Raw genomic sequence first — 18,655 nt, forward strand, 5'->3', positions numbered from 1 at the left:
GCCGCATAAAGGCTGCGCACCTCTCTTCGGTTCTTAGTTCGGAGGAACATCTACCATGATTCAGATGCAAACCATGCTGAACGTCGCCGACAACTCCGGCGCTCGCAAGATTCGCTGCATCAAGGTGCTTGGCGGTTCCAAGCGTCGTTATGCAGGCATCGGCGATGTGTTCATCGGTGCTGTCCAGGAGGCTACCCCTGGCGCCAACGTCAAGAAGAAGGACGTTGTCCGTTGCGTCGTCGTTCGCACCGTTAAGGAGATCCGCCGCAAGGATGGCTCCTACATTCGCTTTGATGATAACGCCTGCGTTGTCATCAACAACGATGGTTCGCCCGTCGGCACCCGTATCTTCGGGCCCGTCGCTCGCGAGCTTCGTGACAAGAAGTACATGAAGATCGTCTCGCTCGCTCCCGAGACCCTGTAGTTAGGGGAGATATATGTATATCAAGAAGGGCGATAAGGTCCAGGTTCTCTCTGGTAAGGATCGCGGCAAGCAGGGCGTTGTCCTGCGTGCTCTCCCCGCCGAGAACAAGGTCGTTGTCGAGGGCGTTTCGGTCGTCAAGAAGGCCGTCAAGCCCAACGCTGCCAACCAGCAGGGCGGCATCGTTTCGCAGGAGGCTCCTATCGATGCCTCCAACGTCAATCTCGTTTGCCCCGAGTGCGGTAAGGTTACCCGCGTCGGTCACGAGAAGGACGGCAAGAACAAGCTGCGCGTCTGCAAGAAGTGCGGCCACAAGTTCTAAGCTGCCCGCAACATCTAAGTTGCTAGCAAAGGCCCGGATGCCACGGCACCCGGGCCTTTTTCTATCCCTACTCATTGGGGACAGACTTAAATGAGTGGCTACTCATTGGGGACAGACATAAATGACTAGTCGTTGGGGACGTTCTTAAACGGCTAGTTGATGGGGAAAGTCTTGCCACGAAAGCGTCGTACGGGGAACGCCCCCAGGTTCCGGCAGCCTGGGACAGTCCCTATGTGCCGGCAGTTAGGGATGATCTTTTGATGTCTGATGCCCCTAGGGGGCAGAGTAAGACAGCCTGCTTTGCCTTTAGGGGTTTTGTTGTTACGCCTTTTTCTGCATCATAACGATCGATGCATGCGTATTTACGCACAGAGTCTTGCGCGATAATGCGCATAGCCGCGCAAATATCTGCTAATTATGGTTTAATAATAACCGATAAACAAATAAACATGCAAATGCAAGCAAATACGCGCAAATTTGTGCGAATATAAGGCTGTTGGAAATGAAGAACTTCCGATAACTCAGGAGGCACATGATGACAGATTCCAAACAGGCTCCGCTCGACGCCGAAGCAGCCGCTAAGGCGGCGTTTGCCTCGGTCCAGGATCAGCCGTTCCCTAACGACATCTTTACAGCTCCCGAGCTTCGTTGGGCTGTGATCGGCTGCGGCGTTATCGCCAATCAGATGGCCCAGTCTCTCGCCCTTGCCGGTCGCAAGCTTGCGGGCGTCGCCAACCGCACGCTGTCCAAGGCCCAGGCTTTTGCCGAGCAGTATGGCGTCGAGAAGGTGTACGAGACGGTTGAGGACCTCTACGCCGATCCCGACATCGACGCCGTTTATATCACCACGCCGCATAACACGCATATCACCTACCTGCGCGCCGCTCTGGCAGCTGGCAAGCACGTGCTTTGCGAAAAGGCCATCACCCTCAACTCCGCCGAGCTCGACGAAGCGCGTGCCATTGCCGACGAGCATAACGTGGTCCTTATGGACGCCACCACGGTGCTCCACATGCCCTTGTATCGGGAGCTGCGTCGCCGCATGGATGCCGGCGAGTTTGGCCGCATGAACCTCGCTCAGCTCAACTTTGGCAGCTACAAGGAATACGGCGACCTGACCAACCGTTTCTACAATCGCAACCTTGCTGGCGGTGCCATGCTCGATATTGGCGTGTATGCCCTGTCCGTCATGCGCCTCTTTATGGCAAGCCAGCCTGTTGAGGTCGTTTCGCTCGGCAACACCTGCGAGACCGGCGTTGACGTTGCGGGCGGCATCGTCTGCCGTAATGCCGAGCAGCAGCTGGGCGTGGTGAGCCTTACGCTCCACTCCAAGCAACCCAAGCGCTCGGTCATCAGCTTTGACAAGTGCTATATCGAGGTCAACGAGTATCCCCGCGCCGATCACGCGACCATCGTGTGGACTGCGGACGGGCACCGTGAGGAGGTCCACACCGGCACCGAGGCTTACGCCCTGTGCTACGAGATGGCCGACCTGGAGAAGGCCGTTGCCGGCGATGATTCGAAGCGCGAGCTTCTGGATTATGCTTCTGATGTTATGGAGCTTATGACCAAGCTCCGCGCCGACTGGGGAGTCGTGTACCCCGAGGAGGAGTAAGCGATGCTTGCGGAGGATAGGCTCAACGCGATCGTGTCGATGGTCCAGCAGGCTGGCTCGGTTACTGTGCAAGAGCTTGCCGATACCCTGGGCGTAACGGCGTCTACCATTCGGCGCGATCTGCAGACGCTCGATCGAGCACACCGTATCGCCAAGGTCCACGGTGGAGCGACGAGTCTTGAGCGCGCACACGTGACGCGCGACCTAACGCTCAATGAGCGCAGCGACCTCCATAACGACGACAAGGAGCGTATCTGCGCCCGTGCCGCGGCGCTGGTGGAGCCCGAGAGCTTTGTATACATCGACTCGGGTTCGACGACGCTCAAGCTCATCGAGCATCTTCCACACCTTGAAGATGTCACCTATGTGACCGATTCCGTGCTCCATGCTCAGCACCTCGCTTTGCGCGGCATGCGTACCGTGGTACTAGGCGGCGAGCTCAAGCCCGAGACCGAAGCGCTCGTTGGCCCCGATGCCTTGGCAACCTTAGACCGCTACAACTTCAACTGTGGCTTTTGGGGTTCTAACGGCATTGCCGCCGAGCAGGGCTTCACGGCGCCCGATATCGAGGAAGCGCAAGTAAAGCGCATCTCGATGCGCCATACGGCCAAGCGCTTTGTAATCTCGGACGCCAGTAAATTTGGCATGGTGGCGCCCGTCAAGTTCGCAGATTTTCGCGACGCAACGATTATTACCGCGGGCGAGGTGCCCGCCAAGTATCGGGCAATGGACAACGTCATCACGGTCTAGCGACGGGACAAGGCCAAAACCATCACAAAGGTGCCTGTCCCCATTGTGGTGGTTCGTAACGAAAACCGAGTAGTTTTCTCAATAGAAAAGCGGCAACGTCCATCACAGGCGTTGCCGCTTTCGTTGTCCGCCGGTTTGTCTAAGTCTGTAACAACTGGACCGTTAAAAGTGGGTTAGATGTTACAGATTGAGATACTTCCGAACCGCACCATCCCTTTGTCTCAATCTGTAACATCTGGGACCGATTTTGCCGAGTTATTGTTACAGATCGAGATTTTCCCTTGAGGGGGATTTGAATGTCTCGATCTGTAACAGATAGACCGGAAAATGGGTTCTAACTGTTACAGATCGAGATGTTTTGGGGCTGCGGCTGAGCCATCGTGGCGGCTTGACGTTTGCCCAGATAAAACCTGCCAAAATAAACCTGTCCCTTTTTGGCAGATTTTAGGGCTCCCAGGGGCAGGGGGCTTCGATGTAGATGTGCTCGCCGGTTACGGGATGGGTAAAGGATACGCTGTGGGCGTGGAGCATGAGGCCACAGGGGCGCGGCGTTCCGTACAGGTCGTCGCCAACCAGGGGATGGCGCTCGCTTGCCAGGTGCACGCGGATCTGGTGTTTGCGGCCCGTGAGCAGCTCAACATCGATATACGAACGGGTGGGCAGGCCTCGGCGGCTCTTAAGGCGCTTGAGCACCTTGACGCGCGTCTGCGACGGCTTGCCGCTGGCGCCGACGCGCATCTTGCGGCTATCGTGGCGGTCGCGGGCGATGGGCTTGTCGATGAGCTTTTCGTTCCAGTCGATCTTGCCCTCGGCGAGCGCCAGATAGTGCTTTTCGAAGGCGTGGTCGATGACCATCTGGTCAAAGGCGGGCTGCGTCTGCTTGTCGAGCGAGAACAACACCACGCCGGTGGTGTCGCGGTCCAGGCGATTGAGCGGCTGCATGTCGGTCGCGGCAAAGCCGTCGCCCATCGCCAGCAAAAGGTCGCTGGCATAGTCGGTAAGCGTGCGCTCGCCTGTGCCGTCGCCGTGGACGATCATGCTGGCGGGCTTATCGATGGCCATGAGCCAGGCGTCGCAGTAGAGGACTTGGGGTTCTTCGTTCACGTGTAAGCCTTTCGGTTAGCTAATTCCCACAAACATGCAGCCCGAAGTGGCGCCGCGCAGGCGGGCGGTGGGCTTACGGCCGGCCTGCGCGGCCTCGACGGCTCGACGGACGCGTGCGACGGCGCGGCCAATCTCATCGGCCTCGAGCAGGGTTCCGTCGACCATGAGACGGCGCACGCCGGCGTCGAGCAGCTGTGGAACCTGCGGTGTGAGGTCGATGGGGTAGGCGTCGTACAGGCGCGAGCGGCCGTGGATGTCGGTACGCACCGGCATGACCTTGCCGTCGATATTCTTGAGCGACAGCTTGCGGGCGCGCAGACGGCAGTTGGCACAATCGTGGATGCAGCCATTGGCCACCTGCAGGATGCAGTGCTCGCTCGTCATAACGCGCGGGCGGCCGAAAACGGTGATGCCCAGGGCCGCGGGCGCGGAGGTACCAAGCGAGATAATCTCGTCGAGCGTGATCTCGGGCGAGAGCCAAAACGCCCCGGCTCCGCGCTCGGCGAGTGCCTCCATGCAAGGCGTGTTGTGCACGGGCAGGCAAGAGCGAATCTCGGCCGTGGCACCAACCTGGGCGGCCAGGGCAAGCTCAGAGATGTTGCCAATAGCGACCGTGGCACCGGCAACGACCCACGGGTCGACGCGCGCGTGGTCGACGGCGCGGCAGACCTCATCGAGCACGGGGACAATACCCTGCTCAAACGCATCGGCGGGGGAGAGCCCGGCCGCATCGAGCGCGTCGGTGGTCATATAGATGCGCGCGGCTCCCTCCGCGCGCGCTGCCTCGGCGGCCTCGAGCGAGGTGACGGTGGCGCAGATCTGCGGCTCATCGCGGTAGTGCTCGGGCGCGGGGCGGGAATCACTGGTGACAATCGCCGGCAGCTCGAGCGTGTGGGCGCGCTCGTCATACGGCGCCAAAATGGCCTCCTCGAGCGCCTTGCAAGCGGCGGCGCGCACCTTGTGCACAGCGGAGAAGCCCATGCCACAGCCCTCATCGAGCGCCACGTCAAAGCTCGCGGCCTCAAAGGGAGAGGAGCCCATGCGGCCCACATGCTCCACCAGATCGGATGCCTCGACGGCGCGGGTCTTGGCGGCCTCGACGGTAAAGCCGGTGGCGGTGGCGGTGAGCGTGGGGTCGTCGCAGCAGGTGAGCGTGACGGTAAACGGCTCGCCTAGGCGCGCCGCGACGGACACGTCTACGGCGCGGCGGCGCAGCACGTCGCGCTTGAGCGCGGCGCCGGCAGCGTCAATGGCGCGCTGACTGCGAATCACACGCACGCGGCAGCCCTCGGGCATGCTGCGGGGCACGCGGCACTCGATGATGTCGCCGGCGGCGGCATCATCGGTAGCGATGGTGGTCAGGAATTGGTCGAACTCATCGTCGTGACGAAGCTCCAACAGGTCGCCCTTGCCTACAGGCTCAAACAGCTCAATGCGGGCGATGGCGGCGCGGCGACGACGGTCGTCGGGTTTGAGCCCGCGCACGTCGCGGTTGGCCAGACGGCTGCCCAGCACCGTGCCCACGATCTGGCCGCGGTTGTTGGAGCGCTCGTAGCTCATCATCTCGTCGCCCGAGGTGCCGTCCTGATAGGCGTGCGTAAAGTCGCGGTTAAAGCAGCGCTTGAGTTGGCGCTGGCGAGCGGCGTCCTCGTCCTTATCTACGACGGCCCCGGCCAGCATGTCATCGATCTGATGACGATACACATCGACGATGGAGTACACGTAATCGGGCGCCTTCATGCGGCCCTCGAGCTTGAGCGATGCGGCGCCGGCGTCATACAGGCGGCGAACAAGCTGTGAAGTGTTGGTATCGCGCGGGCATAGCGCGCGCTCGCGACCGGCAGGGGAGAGCGAGTGGCCGTTCTCGTCGATCAGCTCGTAGGGCAGACGGCAGGGCTGAGCGCACATGCCGCGGTTGGCCGAGCGGCCCGCCATGGCAAAGCTCGAGAGCAGGCACAGGCCCGAGTAGCAAAAGCAGATGGCGCCGTGGCTAAAGACCTCCAGGTCAACGTCGGGCGCGGCGTCGTGGATGGCAGCGATCTCGTCGATGGAAAGCTCGCGCGAGAGGGTCACGCGGTCGGCGCCCTGCTCGCGGCACCAGATGGTTCCGCGGTCATCGTGGATGTTCGCCTGGGTCGAGATATGGGTCTCGATGCCGGGCATGGTGCGCTTGACCTCAAAGAACAGGCCCCAGTCCTGGATGATAAAGGCGTCGGCGCCCAGCGTGGAGCAGCGGTGGATGAGCTGCAGTGCATCGCCCATCTCGGACTGCTTGATGACGATGTTGACCGTGACGTAGACGCGCGAGCCGGCCAGGTGCGCGGCGCGGCAGGCCTGCTCAAAGGCCTCATCGGTAAAGTTGGTGGCCTTGCGGCGGGCGTTGAAGCTGCCCATGCCGCAGTAGATGGCGTCTGCCCCGGCGGCGAGCGCGGCGGCAAAGGGCTCCGGGCCTCCGGCGGGGGCCAGAAGCTCGGGCCTGCGGTTGGTGGTTCGGCTGGCGGTTGCGGTCATATCCTGCCTTTCAAAATGCTCAGATACCCAAAAGTATAGTGGCGCCGTCGCGATGGGCGATGCCCGCAGTCTAAGCAGGACAAAGTCTTCAGTAGCCTGGGCTGGCTGACCCGGTGGAGAACCGTTCAGCGGTTCTGGGAAACCGTTGGGCGATAAAATATTCTCGCATTCTGATAATTATCTTGCAGCGGGCGAAATCATCCCCTACTATCCCAATCAAGCGCGGTGTTCAGACCGAACTGTGCCTCCCGGTGCGAACGCCGCGCTCACGCTCTCTATTTGATCGTAAGGAGAAAAACATGAGCAAGACCGTCGTGTCTTCCGATAACGCGCCCGCAGCCATCGGCCCGTATTCCCCCGGTATCCAGTCCGGCAACATGGTGTTCCTGTCCGGCCAGCTGGGCATCGATCCCGCGACCGGTAAGCTGCCCGAGGGCATCGAGGCCCAGGCCAAGCAGTCCCTCGCCAACGTCGAAGCCCTGCTGACCGCTGCCGGCGCTACGTTTGCCGATGTCGTCAAGACCACGGTCTACCTGGCTGACATCGCCGACTTTGCCGCCGTGAACGAGATTTATGCCTCCAAGTTTGAGGCCCCGTTCCCCGCGCGCAGCGCTTTCCAGGTTGCCGCTCTTCCGGCTGGCGGTCTGGTCGAGATCGAGGTCGTCGCCGCTCTCTAAGGCGTTGGCAACAACTAAACATGACATGCAAAAAGACCCTGCAGCGCGTGTGAGCTGCAGGGTCTTTTGTCGCGTGACGGATCGCTTGCGGAGCCACCAAGGGCAGTCTTTTTGGGACGGGGCCATTTTAGCTACCCCTATATGCAGGATTGATTTTACTTGCGGCTCATCGAAATCGTGGGCAGAGGGAGGGTAGCTAAAATAGCCCCGTCCCAAAAAGACTGCCCGCGCTCCATTTTGCTCGTTAGCCCTCCTTGCGAACTTTTTGCAGGTAGCGGTAGACGCTGGGCTCCGAGATGCCCAGTGAGGTGGCAGCGCAGGCAACAGCGCCCTTGAGCATAAATACGCCGTTGCCGTTAAGGTGGCGAATAACGTCCACGCGATCGGCCTGCCCAAGCGAGGCGACATCCTGGCCGCGGCTTTCGAGCAACTCGGAAATGCTGCGGTCGATGAGCTCCTGCGTGGACTCCGAAAGTATTTCGACCTCGATAGACGCGGGCTCCGCCTGCCTTGGCACAGCGTCGAAGCAGGCCATGAGCTGCTGAGCCATGGCGTTGATGGAGCGTACCGTGGAAAGATCGGTGTTGACGCAGAGCATGCCGACGATCTCGTTATCCTCGCGAATAAAGTACGTTGCGGATTCCAACGTCTTGCCACCGGCACCGCGCCCCTCGTAGCCCGTAATAAACGGCAGGTCGCGATACTTGGGGTCGTGCATGATCTTGAGTGCCAGATCGGTGGCGGGACCGCCGACCTTGCGGCCGCTCACGATGCCGTTGCGGATATCGACGATGGCGTGGTCGGGATCCGAGAAATCGTGCAGCACGATTTCGCTGTTTTTGCCGAGTATCTGCTCCAGGAAATCGACCATCGGCAAAAAGCGACGTACAGTCTCGTTCACGGGCAACTCCTTTGGATGAAATCGGAAGTTTCATAACAATTTTTTCTTATGGTAACACGGTGTCTATTGACTCGTATATTCGCAGGTACATTGCGTAATACAGACGAACGGTAGGATTTTGGCGGTAAGCGGTCGACCAAAAGAAAAGTTAGATGTTATTTTGACCAGACACTTTCCTGACCTGCGGAAATGCGTTGTCTCAGCTGAAAAATAGTCTGATAACAAAAAATTATTATTGAGAATGAGAAAATTCTTTAATACGATATTCACCGAAGGCACAACCTCAACCCCGCACTGCGTCACAATAGAGCGCTAGATGCGAAAACAACTACTTCGAGGATTGGTGGTCAAATGGCCCAGGAGACGGTTACGAACGGCACTGAAGCCCTGTTCACTCGCGAAGGCATGCCGCCCGTTAAGGAAATGATTCCGTGTGCCCTTCAGCACGTACTGGCATCGTTTGCCGGCATCATTACCCCGGCGGTCATCATGGCCGGCGTCTACGGCTTTAACAGCCAGCAGAGCACCGACATCATTCAGGTGGCGCTCATTCTTTCGGCAATCGACACGGCCCTTCAGGCCTTCGCTCCTTTCCGCCGCATCGGCGGCGGCCTGCCCATCGTCATGGGCGTCTCGTTCGCGTTCCTGCCGGCCCTGCAGGCCATGGGTGCCTCGGGCTTTAGCTTTGGTGCGCTGCTGGGCGGCGAGATTGTCGGCGGTGCCGTCGCGGTCCTCTTTGGTCTGGCCTACAGCAAGATTAAGTGGCTGTTCCCGCCCGTCGTGACCGGTACGGTCATCTTCTCCATCGGCGTCTCCCTGTATCCCACGGCCGTCAAGTATATGGCCGGCGGTATGGGCACGCCGCTGTGGGGCACCCCGCAGGCCTGGTGCGTCGCTCTTATCACCTTCGCCGTGGTCTTCGCGCTCGCCAACTTTGGCAAGGGCACGTTCAAGCTGGGATCCGTGTTCTTTGGCATGATCGTTGGCATGATCGTCTCCATCCCCTTTGGCATGATCGACTTCTCCAGCGTCGCCACCGCTCAGGTCTTCGCCCTTCCCAAGCTCATGCCCTACGCACTCGAGTTTGATCCCGAGGTCTGCATTACCCTCGCCGTCGTGTTCCCCATGGTTGCCATCCAGGTTATCGGCGATGTCTCCGCCGCCTGCCTGGGCTCCATCGACCGCATGCCCACCGAGCGCGAGCTCTCCGGCGCTATCGTGTCCCAGGGCCTCACCTCTATGGTCGGCGGCCTGCTGGGCGGTCTTCCCACCAGCGCTCTTGGCCAGAACGTGGGCATCATCTGCTCCAACAAGGTCGTCAACAAGTGGGTCTTTGTGATCATCGCGTCCGTCTTTGCCATCGCCGGCCTGTTCCCGCAGCTTTCTGCCGTCCTTTCCGCTATCCCGCAGCCCGTCATCGGCGGCGCGACCGTCGGCGTCTTTGGCACCATCACCATGAACGGCGTGCGCATGTTCACCCGCGAGGGCCTCACGCAGCGCACCACCACCATCGTCGGCACCTCCGTCGTCTTTGGCCTGGGTATCTGGATGGCCAGCGGTTGCCTTGCCGGCGAGGGTATGCCCGCCTGGGTGTCCACCGTCATCGGCTCCAATGCCGTAACCCCCACCGCCATCATGGCCATTGTCCTTAACCTGATCCTCCCGCAGACGCCGGTCGTGGCTCAGCACATCGATGCCGCCAAGGACGCTGCCGTGGATCTGGTCTTGCCCGAGAGCAAGAAGTAACCAATTCGGTGCTATTCGTCGGCGGACGTATCGCCTCGTCCGCCGACGTCATGCGGCGCCAAGCCGCACTTCAAAGGGCTTGTCCCTTTGGTGAAGCGTTGACGGGAGAGGGCCCGTTTCCGGTGTAGGCCGGCGCTTCGCACTTCCGCCATGTCAGAGGTGTCAAACCCCGCCTCTGATGTTGAAGGGAGCATTTATGCTTCTGGTCGCTAACGGTTCCGTCTTTACCCGCAACGCTCAGACTCCGTTCATTCCCAACGGTGCGGTCGCTATTGACGGAGATACGATCGTCGAAGTGGGCCCCGAGCGCGAGCTCAAGGCCAAGTACCCGGATGCCGAGTACGTCGACGCCCAGGGCAACCTCATCATGCCCGGACTTATCAACTGCCACACCCACATCTACTCGGGTCTGGCCCGCGGCCTTGCCATTAAGGGCTGCAACCCCACCAACTTCCTGGAGAATCTTGAGCAGCAGTGGTGGAAGATCGACGACAACCTGACGCTCGACGGCACCAAGGCCAGCGCCTATGCCACGATTCTTGACTCCATCCGCGATGGCGTCACCACGATCTTCGATCACCATGCGAGCTTCTGCGAGATCCCGGGCAGCCTCTTTACCATTAAGGATGCAGCTCAGGAGCTGGGCATGCGTTCGTGCCTGTGCTACGAGGTCTCCGATCGCCGCGGCCAGGAAAAATGCGACCAGGCCATTGCCGAGAACGCCGAATTTGCCCAGTGGGCCGCCAAGGAGCGTCGCGATAACGACAACCACATGATCGCCGCCATGTTTGGCGGCCATGCCACCTTTACACTGTCGGACGAGACCATGGACAAGATGGCCGAGGCCAACAACGGCCTGACCGGCTTCCACATCCACGTGTGTGAGGGCATGAACGACGTGTGGGATTCCCGCCTCAACCGCGGCGGCATCAGTCCCGTCGAGCGCCTGCTGCAGCACAACCTGCTTGGTCCCGACACCATGCTGGGCCACTGCATCCACGTGACGCCTGCCGAGATGGATATCGTCAAGGAGTCCGGCACCTGGCTGGTCAACAACCCCGAATCCAATATGGGCAACGCCGTGGGCTGTGCCCCCGTGCTCGAGTTCTTCCGCCGCGGCATCCCCGTGTGCATGGGTACCGACGCCTACACCCACGATATGCTCGAGAGCCTTAAGGTCTTCCTGATCATTCAGCGCCACAACGCCGCCATGCCCAACGTGGGCTGGTGCGAGGCCATGACGATGCTGTTCGAGAACAACGCCAAGATGGCGAGCAAGTACTTCGATCGCAAGCTCGGCGTGCTCGAGGCCGGCGCCGCTGCCGATGTCATCGTTATGGACTACAAGCCTTTTACGCCGCTGAGCGAGGAGAACATCGACGGCCACATGCTCTTTGGCATGATGGGCAAAAACTGCCGCACCACCATCATCAACGGCCGTGTCCTGTACAAGGATCGCGAGTTCGTTGGCATTGATGAGGACAAGATCAACGCGTGGACCATGGCCGAGTCCAAGAAGCTCTGGAGCACGCTCAACGATCGCGTGTACTAATTACAAGTAGATTCACGCGCGCCGGATGTTTCGCCGCATCCGACGCGCGCATAGGCGGCCTCCGCGGGGTCGCCGGCGCTGTGCTAGCGCTACACCGTATTTGCGCCCGTCGCGCGGTCTCGCCGGGCGTTACAGAGAGGAGCTCACTATGAGCGACATCATGAGGCCGATCCCGTTTTCGCAGCTGATGAACTGGATCATCGAGGAGCACAAGACCCAGGACGCCATCTTTGGCGTGCGCAAGATGGTCACGACCAACCAGGAGAGCGCACTTCCCATTTTTGACGAGCGCATCGAGACTCCGTTTGGCCCGGCCGCCGGCCCCAACACGCAGCTTGCCCAGAACATCGTGGCATCCTACGTGGCCGGTGCGCGCTTCTTTGAGCTCAAGACCGTTCAGGTTATGGACGGCGAGGAGCTCTCCAAGTGTGTGAACAAGCCCTGCATCGTGGCACAGGACGAGTGCTACAACTGCGAGTGGTCGACCGAGCTCGAGGTTCCGCAGGCATTTGCCGAGTACGTGAAGGCATGGTTTGCCTGCCACCTGATCGCTCGCGAGTACGGTCTGGGCAGCCCGGACGGCTTCGTCTTCAACATGTCCGTGGGTTATGACTTGGAGGGCATCAAGAGCCCCAAGGTCGATGCGTACATTGAGGGCATGAAGGACGCCAGCGGCTCCGAGGTTTGGAACGAGTGTCGCACGTGGGCGCTCGCTAACCTGGACAAGTTTGAGCATGTCGACGCCGCATTTGTCGAGTCCATCCCGGCGCGCGTCTCAAACTCCATCACCGAGTCCACCCTGCATGGCTGCCCGCCCGCCGAGATCGAGCGCATCGCGACCTATCTGATCACCGAGAAGGGCCTCAACACCTACATCAAGTGCAACCCCACGCTGCTGGGCTATGAGTTTGCCCGCCAGCGTCTGAACGAGCTGGGCTTTGACTACATCGTTTTCGACGATACGCACTTCCGCGAGGACCTGCAGTGGGCCGACGCCGTGCCCATGTTTGAGCGCCTGATTGCCCTGTGCGCCGAGCGCGGTCTTGAGTTTGGCGTCAAGCTCACCAATACCTTCCCCGTCGACGTGACGAGGAACGAGCTGCCCTCCACCGAGATGTACATGTCGGGCCGTTCGCTGTTCTCGCTGACCATCGAGGCCGCCCGTCGCATTACCGAGCAGTTCGATGGCAAGTTGCGTATCAGCTACTCCGGCGGTGCCACGGTCTACAACATCCGCGCCCTGTACGATGCCGGTATTTGGCCCGTCACCCTGGCGACCGACGTGCTCAAGCCCGGTGGCTACGAGCGCTTTAGCCAGATGGCTGGCGAGTTTACCGATCTGGACGGCAAGCCGTTCGCGGGCGTCTCGCTCGAGGCCGTGACCGCGATCCAGACCGACTCGCTCACCAACCCGCTCTACAAGAAGCCGCTGCGCCCGCTGCCTGACCGCAAGGTCGCCGGCAAGAGCCCGCTTTCCGACTGCTTTACCACGCCGTGCCGCACGAGCTGCCCCATCCAGCAGGATATTCCCGCCTATCTGGCGGCAGTGGATGAGGGCCGCTACGAGGACGCGCTCAACATCATCATCGAGCGCAACGCCCTGCCGTTCATTACCGGCACCATCTGCCCGCATCCCTGCGGCCGCGCCTGCGAGCGTGCGTTCTACGAGCCCGAGGGCGCCCAGATTCGCGCCAGCAAGCTCAAGGCCGCCCGCGAGGCCATGACCGCCGTGCTGCCCAAGCTGCGCGCCCAGGCTATCGCCAACGACGGCGAGCGCAACGTTGCCGTTATCGGTGGCGGCCCGGCCGGCCTGGCGACGGCGTTCTTCCTGACGCGTGCCGGCGTGCCCGTCACCATCTTTGAGGCCCGTGATTCTCTCGGCGGCGTGGTCCGTCACGTGATTCCCGAGTTCCGCATTGCGAGCGACGATATCTCGCACGACGCCGAGCTCTGCCTGGCCTTTGGCGCCAAGGTGCAGCTCAACGCTCGCGTGGAGTCCATCGACGAGCTCAAGGCCCAGGGCTTTACCGACGTGGTCGTGGCCACCGGTGCCTGGATGCCCGGCTCTGTGGGCTTGGGCGAGGATGCCGAGCTCGACGTGCTGGAGTTCCTCGAGGCCGCCAAGAAGGGCGATAAACTCGAGCTGGGCGAGGACGTCGTGGTCATTGGCGCCGGCAACACCGCCATGGACGCGGCGCGTGTGGCCAAGCGCCTGGCTGGTGTGAAGAACGTGCGCCTGGTGTATCGCCGCACCAAGAAGCAGATGCCCGCCGACGAGGAAGAGCTCGATCTTGCTCTTGCCGACGGCGTTGAGTTCTGCGAGCTGCTGGCTCCCAAGGCGCTCAACGGCACCGTACTGACCTGCGATGTTATGGAGCTTGGCGAGCCGGATGCAAGCGGCCGTCGTAGCCCCGTCGCCACGGGTGAGACCGTCGAGCTTCCTGCCACCACGGTGATTTGCGCCGTGGGCGAGGGCATCGATGCCAGCCTGTACGATGCCGCGGGCGTCGAGCACGACCGTCGCGGCCGCCTTGCCGCCACCTCCACCGGCGTCGAGGGCGTCTGGGCTGCGGGCGACTGCCGTCGCGGTCCTGCCACCGTGGTCGAGGCCATCGCCGACGCCGCCGAAGTCGCCCGCGCCATCGCCGGCGTGGACTTTAACAAGTACGCCGGCTGCAACGAGCAGGCAGGCCGCGAGGATACCTGCTACGAGCGCAAGGGGTCGCTGTGCCGCGACAAGCGCAACTGCACCAAGACCCGCTGCCTGGGCTGCGGCTCGGTGTGCGAGGTCTGCTGCGACGTGTGTCCCAACCGCGCCAACGTTGCCATTAAGGTGCCGGGTCTGGCCAAGCATCAGGTCGTCCATGTCGACGGCATGTGCAACGAGTGCGGCAACTGCGCCGTGTTCTGCCCCTACCAGGAGGGTCGTCCCTACAAGGACAAGCTCACCCTGTTCTGGAGCGAGGAGGACATGGAGAACTCCGAGAACGAGGGCTTCCTGGCCGTGGATGAGGATCACTTTAAGGTCCGCGTCGCCGGCACGGTCCGCACCGTCTCGGTCGATGCCGTCAACACCGGTCTGCCCGAGGCCGTCCGCCTGACCATTAGGGCCGTGCGCGACAACTATTCGTACCTTCTTAAGAAATAGGCGAGTCTCTTATGGCCAAATCCATTCAACATAACGTGGCCTACGTTGCCTGCGGAAGCGGTTGCGCCTCCGCAGGCGGCGACGCCCGCTGCAGCGAAGGCTGCATTGGCTGTGGCGCCTGCGTTACGGCCTGCCCCCACGGTGCCATCGCACTGGTCGACGGCGTCGCCCGCGTGGACCGCTCCAAGTGCACGGGCTGTGGCCTGTGCGGCATGGCGTGCCCGCAGCGCGTGATTGCCTTCGTTCCCGGCTACCAGAACATCCTGGTGCGGTGCAACAATACCGATAAGGGTGCCATTGCGCGCAAGATCTGCGACACCAGCTGCATCGGTTGCGGCATGTGTGCCAAAAAGTGCCCTGCCGGCGCAATCCGCATCGAGGACAACTGCGCCCATATCGACGGCGCGGACTGCCTGTCGTGCGGCATGTGCGCGGTTGTGTGCCCGCATGGCGCCATTCACGACCGCACCGGCATCGCCGCCGGCGTGTAGAAGGGAATCACCATGGCACAGGAATTCACTTTTACCGTTAACGGCGTGGAGCGCACGACGACTCAGAACAAGCCGCTGCTGCGTTATCTGCGCGACGACCTGCACATTCACTCCGCCAAGGACGGCTGCTCCGAGGGCGCCTGCGGCACCTGCACCATCCATGTGGACGGCGCGGCTGTGAAGGCTTGCGTGCTGACCACCGCCCTTGCCGCCGGCCGTAACATTGTGACCGTCGAGGGCCTGCCCCAGGACGTGCGCGAGGCCTTTGTGTACGCCTTTGGCGCCGTGGGCGCCGTACAGTGCGGCTTTTGCATCCCCGGCATGGTCATGGCGGGCGCAGCGCTCATCGCCGAGGACCCCGAGCCCACCGAGGAGCAGATCAAGTACGCCATTCGCGGCAACGTCTGCCGTTGCACTGGCTACAAAAAGATTATCGAGGGCATCTCGCTGGCCGCTGCGGTGCTCCGCGGTGAAAAGCAGATCGACGAGGATTTGGAGCGCGGCGACGACTACGGCGTGGGCAAGCGCGCCTTTCGTATCGACGTGCGCAAGAAGGTGCTCGGCGAGGGCAAGTATCCCGACGACATCGACGAGCTCGATCAGCCGGGTCTGACCTACGCCAGCGCCGTGCGCTCCAAGTACCCGCGCGCCCGTGTGCTCTCCATCGATACCTCCAAGGCCGAGGTCCTGCCCGGCGTGGTGGGCATCCTGCGCGCCGAGGACGTGCCGGTCAATCAGGTCGGCCACCTTATCCAGGACTGGGACGTCATGATCGCGGCGGGCGATATCACCCGCTGCGTGGGTGACGCCATTGTGCTGGTGGTCGCCGAGGACGAGGCGACGCTCGAGAAGGCCAAGAAGCTCGTAAAGATCGATTACGAGCCGCTGGAGCCCGTGCGCAACATCGCCGAGGCCAAGGCTGCCGACGCTCCGCGCCTGCATGACAGTTTCTTTGCCTTTGGCAACACGGTGGAGCTCAAGGACAACGTGTGCCAGAGCCGCCATGTGACGCGCGGCGACGCCGCCAAGGCGCTGGCAGAGAGCGCGTTTACCGTGACGCAGCGCTTTACCACGCCCTTTACCGAGCATGCCTTCTTGGAGCCCGAGTGCGCCGTCGCCTTTCCGTACAAGAACGGCGTCAAGGTGCAGTCGACCGACCAGGGCGCCTACGATACGCGCAAAGAGTGCGCCCACATGTTTGGCTGGGATAGCGAGCCCGAGCGCGTGGTCGTCGAGACCATGCTCGTGGGCGGCGGCTTTGGCGGCAAGGAGGACGTTTCGGTCCAGCACCTGGCCGCGCTTGCTGCCTATAAGTTCCAGCGTCCTGTGAAGTGCAAGCTCACGCGCGCCGAGTCGCTTGCGTTCCATCCCAAGCGCCACGCCATGGACGGCACCTTTACGCTGGGCTGCGATGCCGAGGGCAACTTTACCGGCCTGGATTGCGAGATCAACTTTGATACCGGCGCCTACGCGTCGCTGTGCGGTCCGGTGCTCGAGCGTGCCTGCACGCACGCCGTCGGCCCCTACAAGTACCAGAACACCGACATTCGCGGCTTTGGCTACTACACCAACAACCCGCCCGCCGGCGCATACCGCGGCTTTGGCGTTTGCCAGTCCGAGTTTGCGCTCGAGAGCTTGATCGACCTGCTTGCCGAGAAGGTCGGCTTGGATCCGTGGGAGATTCGTTACCGTAATGCCATCGAGCCGGGCGAGGTTTTGCCCAACGGCCAGATCGCCGATTGCTCCACGGCGCTTAAGGAGACGCTGCTCGAGGTCAAAGATGCCTACTATGCGCATCCCGGACACGCCGGTATCGCCTGTGCCATGAAGAATGCCGGCGTGGGCGTGGGCCTGCCCGATGCCGGCCGCTGCAAGATTCGCGTCGAGGATGGCCGCGCCGTCGTTTATGCCGCCACGTCCGACATCGGCCAGGGCTGCAACACCGTCTTTTTGCAGGACGTTGCCGAGGCATGCGGCCTGCCGCTTCGCTGCATTGCCAACGGCGAGTGCTCCACCGAGAACGCCCCGGACTCCGGCACCACGTCCGGCTCGCGTCAGACGGTCGTGACCGGCGAGGCCGTGCGCGGTGCCGCCTTCCTGCTGCGCGATGCTATGCTTGGCATCGAGGCCGGCAAGCCTGCACCCGCCGCTCCGGTGAGCGCACATGGCGACGGCGTCAAGATCGAGTACGACGACGGCCGTGCCTATCAGCTGCGCACACAGGAACTCGTCGCCGGCCAGGGTATGCATCCTCAGGATCCCGCGGCCGCCATCAAGGCGCTCGAGGGATGCGAGTTTAGCTACGTGTACCTGGAGCCGACCGACAAGCTGGGCGCCGACGTGCCCAACCCCAAGAGCCACATCTGCTACGGCTTCGCCACACATGTGGTCATTCTGGATGATGACGGCCGCGTGAGCGAGGTCTATGCCGCGCACGATTCCGGCAAGGTGGTCAACCCCATCTCCATTCAGGGTCAGATCGAAGGCGGCGTGCTCATGGGTATGGGCTATGCGCTTACCGAGGATTGGCCGCTCAAGGACTGCGTACCCCAGGCAAGGTACGGTACGCTCGGGCTGTTCCGTGCGCCCGAGATTCCGGATATCCACGCCATCTACGTGGAGAAGGACGAGCTGTTGCCCGTGGCATATGGCGGCAAGGGCATCGGCGAGATCGCAACGATCCCCACGGCGCCCGCCGTGCAGAACGCCTATCGCGCATTTGACGGCAAGCTGCGTCCCGATCTGCCCATGGTGGATACGCCCTACAGCCGCGCCCGTCACCGCGGCTAGGGTAGGGCGCGGACAGTTATTGCTGACGAGCTGTTCGCGCTCAACGCCAACTGCGTATGCTGCGCCATTGGCCCCGGCTCCATCGCGAGCCGGGGCCTTTTGTTTGGAGCGCCTCCGCATGCGGAAGCTGCGTCCCAGAATTGGCGCTCAGAATGGGGCGTGCTTTCCGGTAGAGCCTCTAGCGGAAAGCGCATCCCGGAATCCGCGCCTGGAATGGGACGCACTTTCCGGAACGGCCCTCAACCGGAAACTGCGTCCCAGAATTTCGCTCCAGAGCGGGATGCCGTTTCCGGCTGAACCCTCTGGCGGAAAGTTCATCCCAGAATTGACGCTCGGGGTGGGACACGGTTTCCGGATGGAATCTCAGCGGAAACTGCGTCCCAGTTTGAGCGTCTATTCCGGGATGCGGTTTCCGCTGGGCGCTTCATCCGGAAAGTCTGTCCCGTTCTGAGGCCTGATTCTGGGATGCCGTTTCCGCTAGGCCCGCCATTTGGAAAGCGCATCCCATTTTGAGCACGGGACTGCGGACAAAAAGTTGGACCGTTGAGGTCCGGAACGGAGTCCGCATGGCATACAGTAGGAGAATGGTGGAGAGGGCCAGGGCGCTTCGCGGCGCCGGGCTCACCG

General features: G+C 61.8%; 13 protein-coding genes. 10 read left to right on the plus strand and 3 right to left on the minus strand.

Annotated features, from left to right (window positions below):
- The first annotated feature begins 55 nt into the window (after nucleotides 1–55).
- The 4 genes from rplN (at nucleotide 56) to ACTQX9_RS01625 (ending at nucleotide 3,108) form a co-directional block, all read left to right on the plus strand.
- Nucleotides 56–424 carry a 50S ribosomal protein L14 gene (rplN, locus tag ACTQX9_RS01610; RefSeq protein ID WP_117734331.1) on the plus strand — a complete coding sequence of 123 codons (369 nt, stop codon included), beginning with the start codon at nucleotides 56–58 and terminating at the stop codon, nucleotides 422–424.
- A gap of 13 nt (nucleotides 425–437) precedes the next feature.
- Nucleotides 438–743, plus strand: coding sequence for a 50S ribosomal protein L24 (gene rplX / locus ACTQX9_RS01615; RefSeq protein ID WP_006235043.1), 306 nt, complete (start codon nucleotides 438–440; stop codon nucleotides 741–743).
- 535 nt (nucleotides 744–1,278) lie between these two features.
- On the plus strand, nucleotides 1,279–2,358 hold the full coding sequence (locus ACTQX9_RS01620) for a Gfo/Idh/MocA family protein (protein ID WP_154515174.1): 1,080 nt from the start codon (nucleotides 1,279–1,281) through the stop codon (nucleotides 2,356–2,358).
- A gap of 3 nt (nucleotides 2,359–2,361) precedes the next feature.
- Nucleotides 2,362–3,108, plus strand: a complete 747-nt coding sequence (locus ACTQX9_RS01625; protein ID WP_427717633.1) for a DeoR/GlpR family DNA-binding transcription regulator — start codon at nucleotides 2,362–2,364, stop codon at nucleotides 3,106–3,108.
- Nucleotides 3,109–3,552: 444 nt separating this feature from the next.
- Here ACTQX9_RS01625 and ACTQX9_RS01630 read toward each other — a convergent pair whose 3' ends face one another.
- On the minus strand, nucleotides 3,553–4,212 hold the full coding sequence (locus ACTQX9_RS01630) for an RluA family pseudouridine synthase (protein ID WP_441540303.1): 660 nt from the start codon (nucleotides 4,210–4,212) through the stop codon (nucleotides 3,553–3,555).
- Nucleotides 4,213–4,227: 15 nt separating this feature from the next.
- A complete protein-coding gene (locus ACTQX9_RS01635; protein ID WP_441540304.1) occupies nucleotides 4,228–6,723 on the minus strand; it encodes a DUF3656 domain-containing U32 family peptidase in 2,496 nt (831 codons plus the stop codon).
- 299 nt (nucleotides 6,724–7,022) lie between these two features.
- On the opposite strand from ACTQX9_RS01635, the gene ACTQX9_RS01640 reads away from it, so the two are divergent.
- Nucleotides 7,023–7,400: a RidA family protein gene (locus ACTQX9_RS01640; protein WP_154514683.1), complete on the plus strand. Its 378-nt coding sequence runs from the start codon at nucleotides 7,023–7,025 to the stop codon at nucleotides 7,398–7,400.
- Nucleotides 7,401–7,644: 244 nt separating this feature from the next.
- On the opposite strand, the gene ACTQX9_RS01645 is transcribed toward ACTQX9_RS01640, so the two are convergent.
- Entirely contained in the window at nucleotides 7,645–8,301 is a 657-nt protein-coding gene (locus ACTQX9_RS01645; RefSeq protein WP_441015054.1) for a helix-turn-helix transcriptional regulator, read from the minus strand.
- 351 nt (nucleotides 8,302–8,652) lie between these two features.
- Between ACTQX9_RS01645 and ACTQX9_RS01650 the strand changes: the two genes are divergently transcribed.
- From ACTQX9_RS01650 to xdh, 5 genes are all read left to right on the plus strand, one after another.
- Nucleotides 8,653–10,047, plus strand: coding sequence for a uracil-xanthine permease family protein (locus ACTQX9_RS01650; RefSeq protein ID WP_441015052.1), 1,395 nt, complete (start codon nucleotides 8,653–8,655; stop codon nucleotides 10,045–10,047).
- Nucleotides 10,048–10,243: 196 nt separating this feature from the next.
- Complete coding sequence (gene ssnA, locus ACTQX9_RS01655; RefSeq protein ID WP_441033072.1) at nucleotides 10,244–11,599, plus strand: putative aminohydrolase SsnA; 1,356 nt, start codon at nucleotides 10,244–10,246, stop codon at nucleotides 11,597–11,599.
- 148 nt (nucleotides 11,600–11,747) lie between these two features.
- Nucleotides 11,748–14,747, plus strand: a complete 3,000-nt coding sequence (ygfK, locus tag ACTQX9_RS01660) for a putative selenate reductase subunit YgfK (protein WP_441033069.1) — start codon at nucleotides 11,748–11,750, stop codon at nucleotides 14,745–14,747.
- An 11-nt stretch (nucleotides 14,748–14,758) separates the two neighbouring features.
- Nucleotides 14,759–15,238, plus strand: a complete 480-nt coding sequence (locus tag ACTQX9_RS01665) for a 4Fe-4S binding protein (protein WP_035137469.1) — start codon at nucleotides 14,759–14,761, stop codon at nucleotides 15,236–15,238.
- Between the two features lie 12 nt (nucleotides 15,239–15,250).
- Nucleotides 15,251–18,028 (plus strand): selenium-dependent xanthine dehydrogenase, encoded by a 2,778-nt coding sequence (gene xdh, locus ACTQX9_RS01670; RefSeq protein WP_441033065.1) that lies wholly within the window; start codon nucleotides 15,251–15,253, stop codon nucleotides 18,026–18,028.
- The last annotated feature ends 627 nt before the right edge of the window (nucleotides 18,029–18,655 follow it).

The organism is Collinsella sp. LCP19S3_F2 (assembly GCF_052121015.1).
In the GTDB taxonomy this organism is placed as follows: Bacteria; Actinomycetota; Coriobacteriia; order Coriobacteriales; family Coriobacteriaceae; genus Collinsella.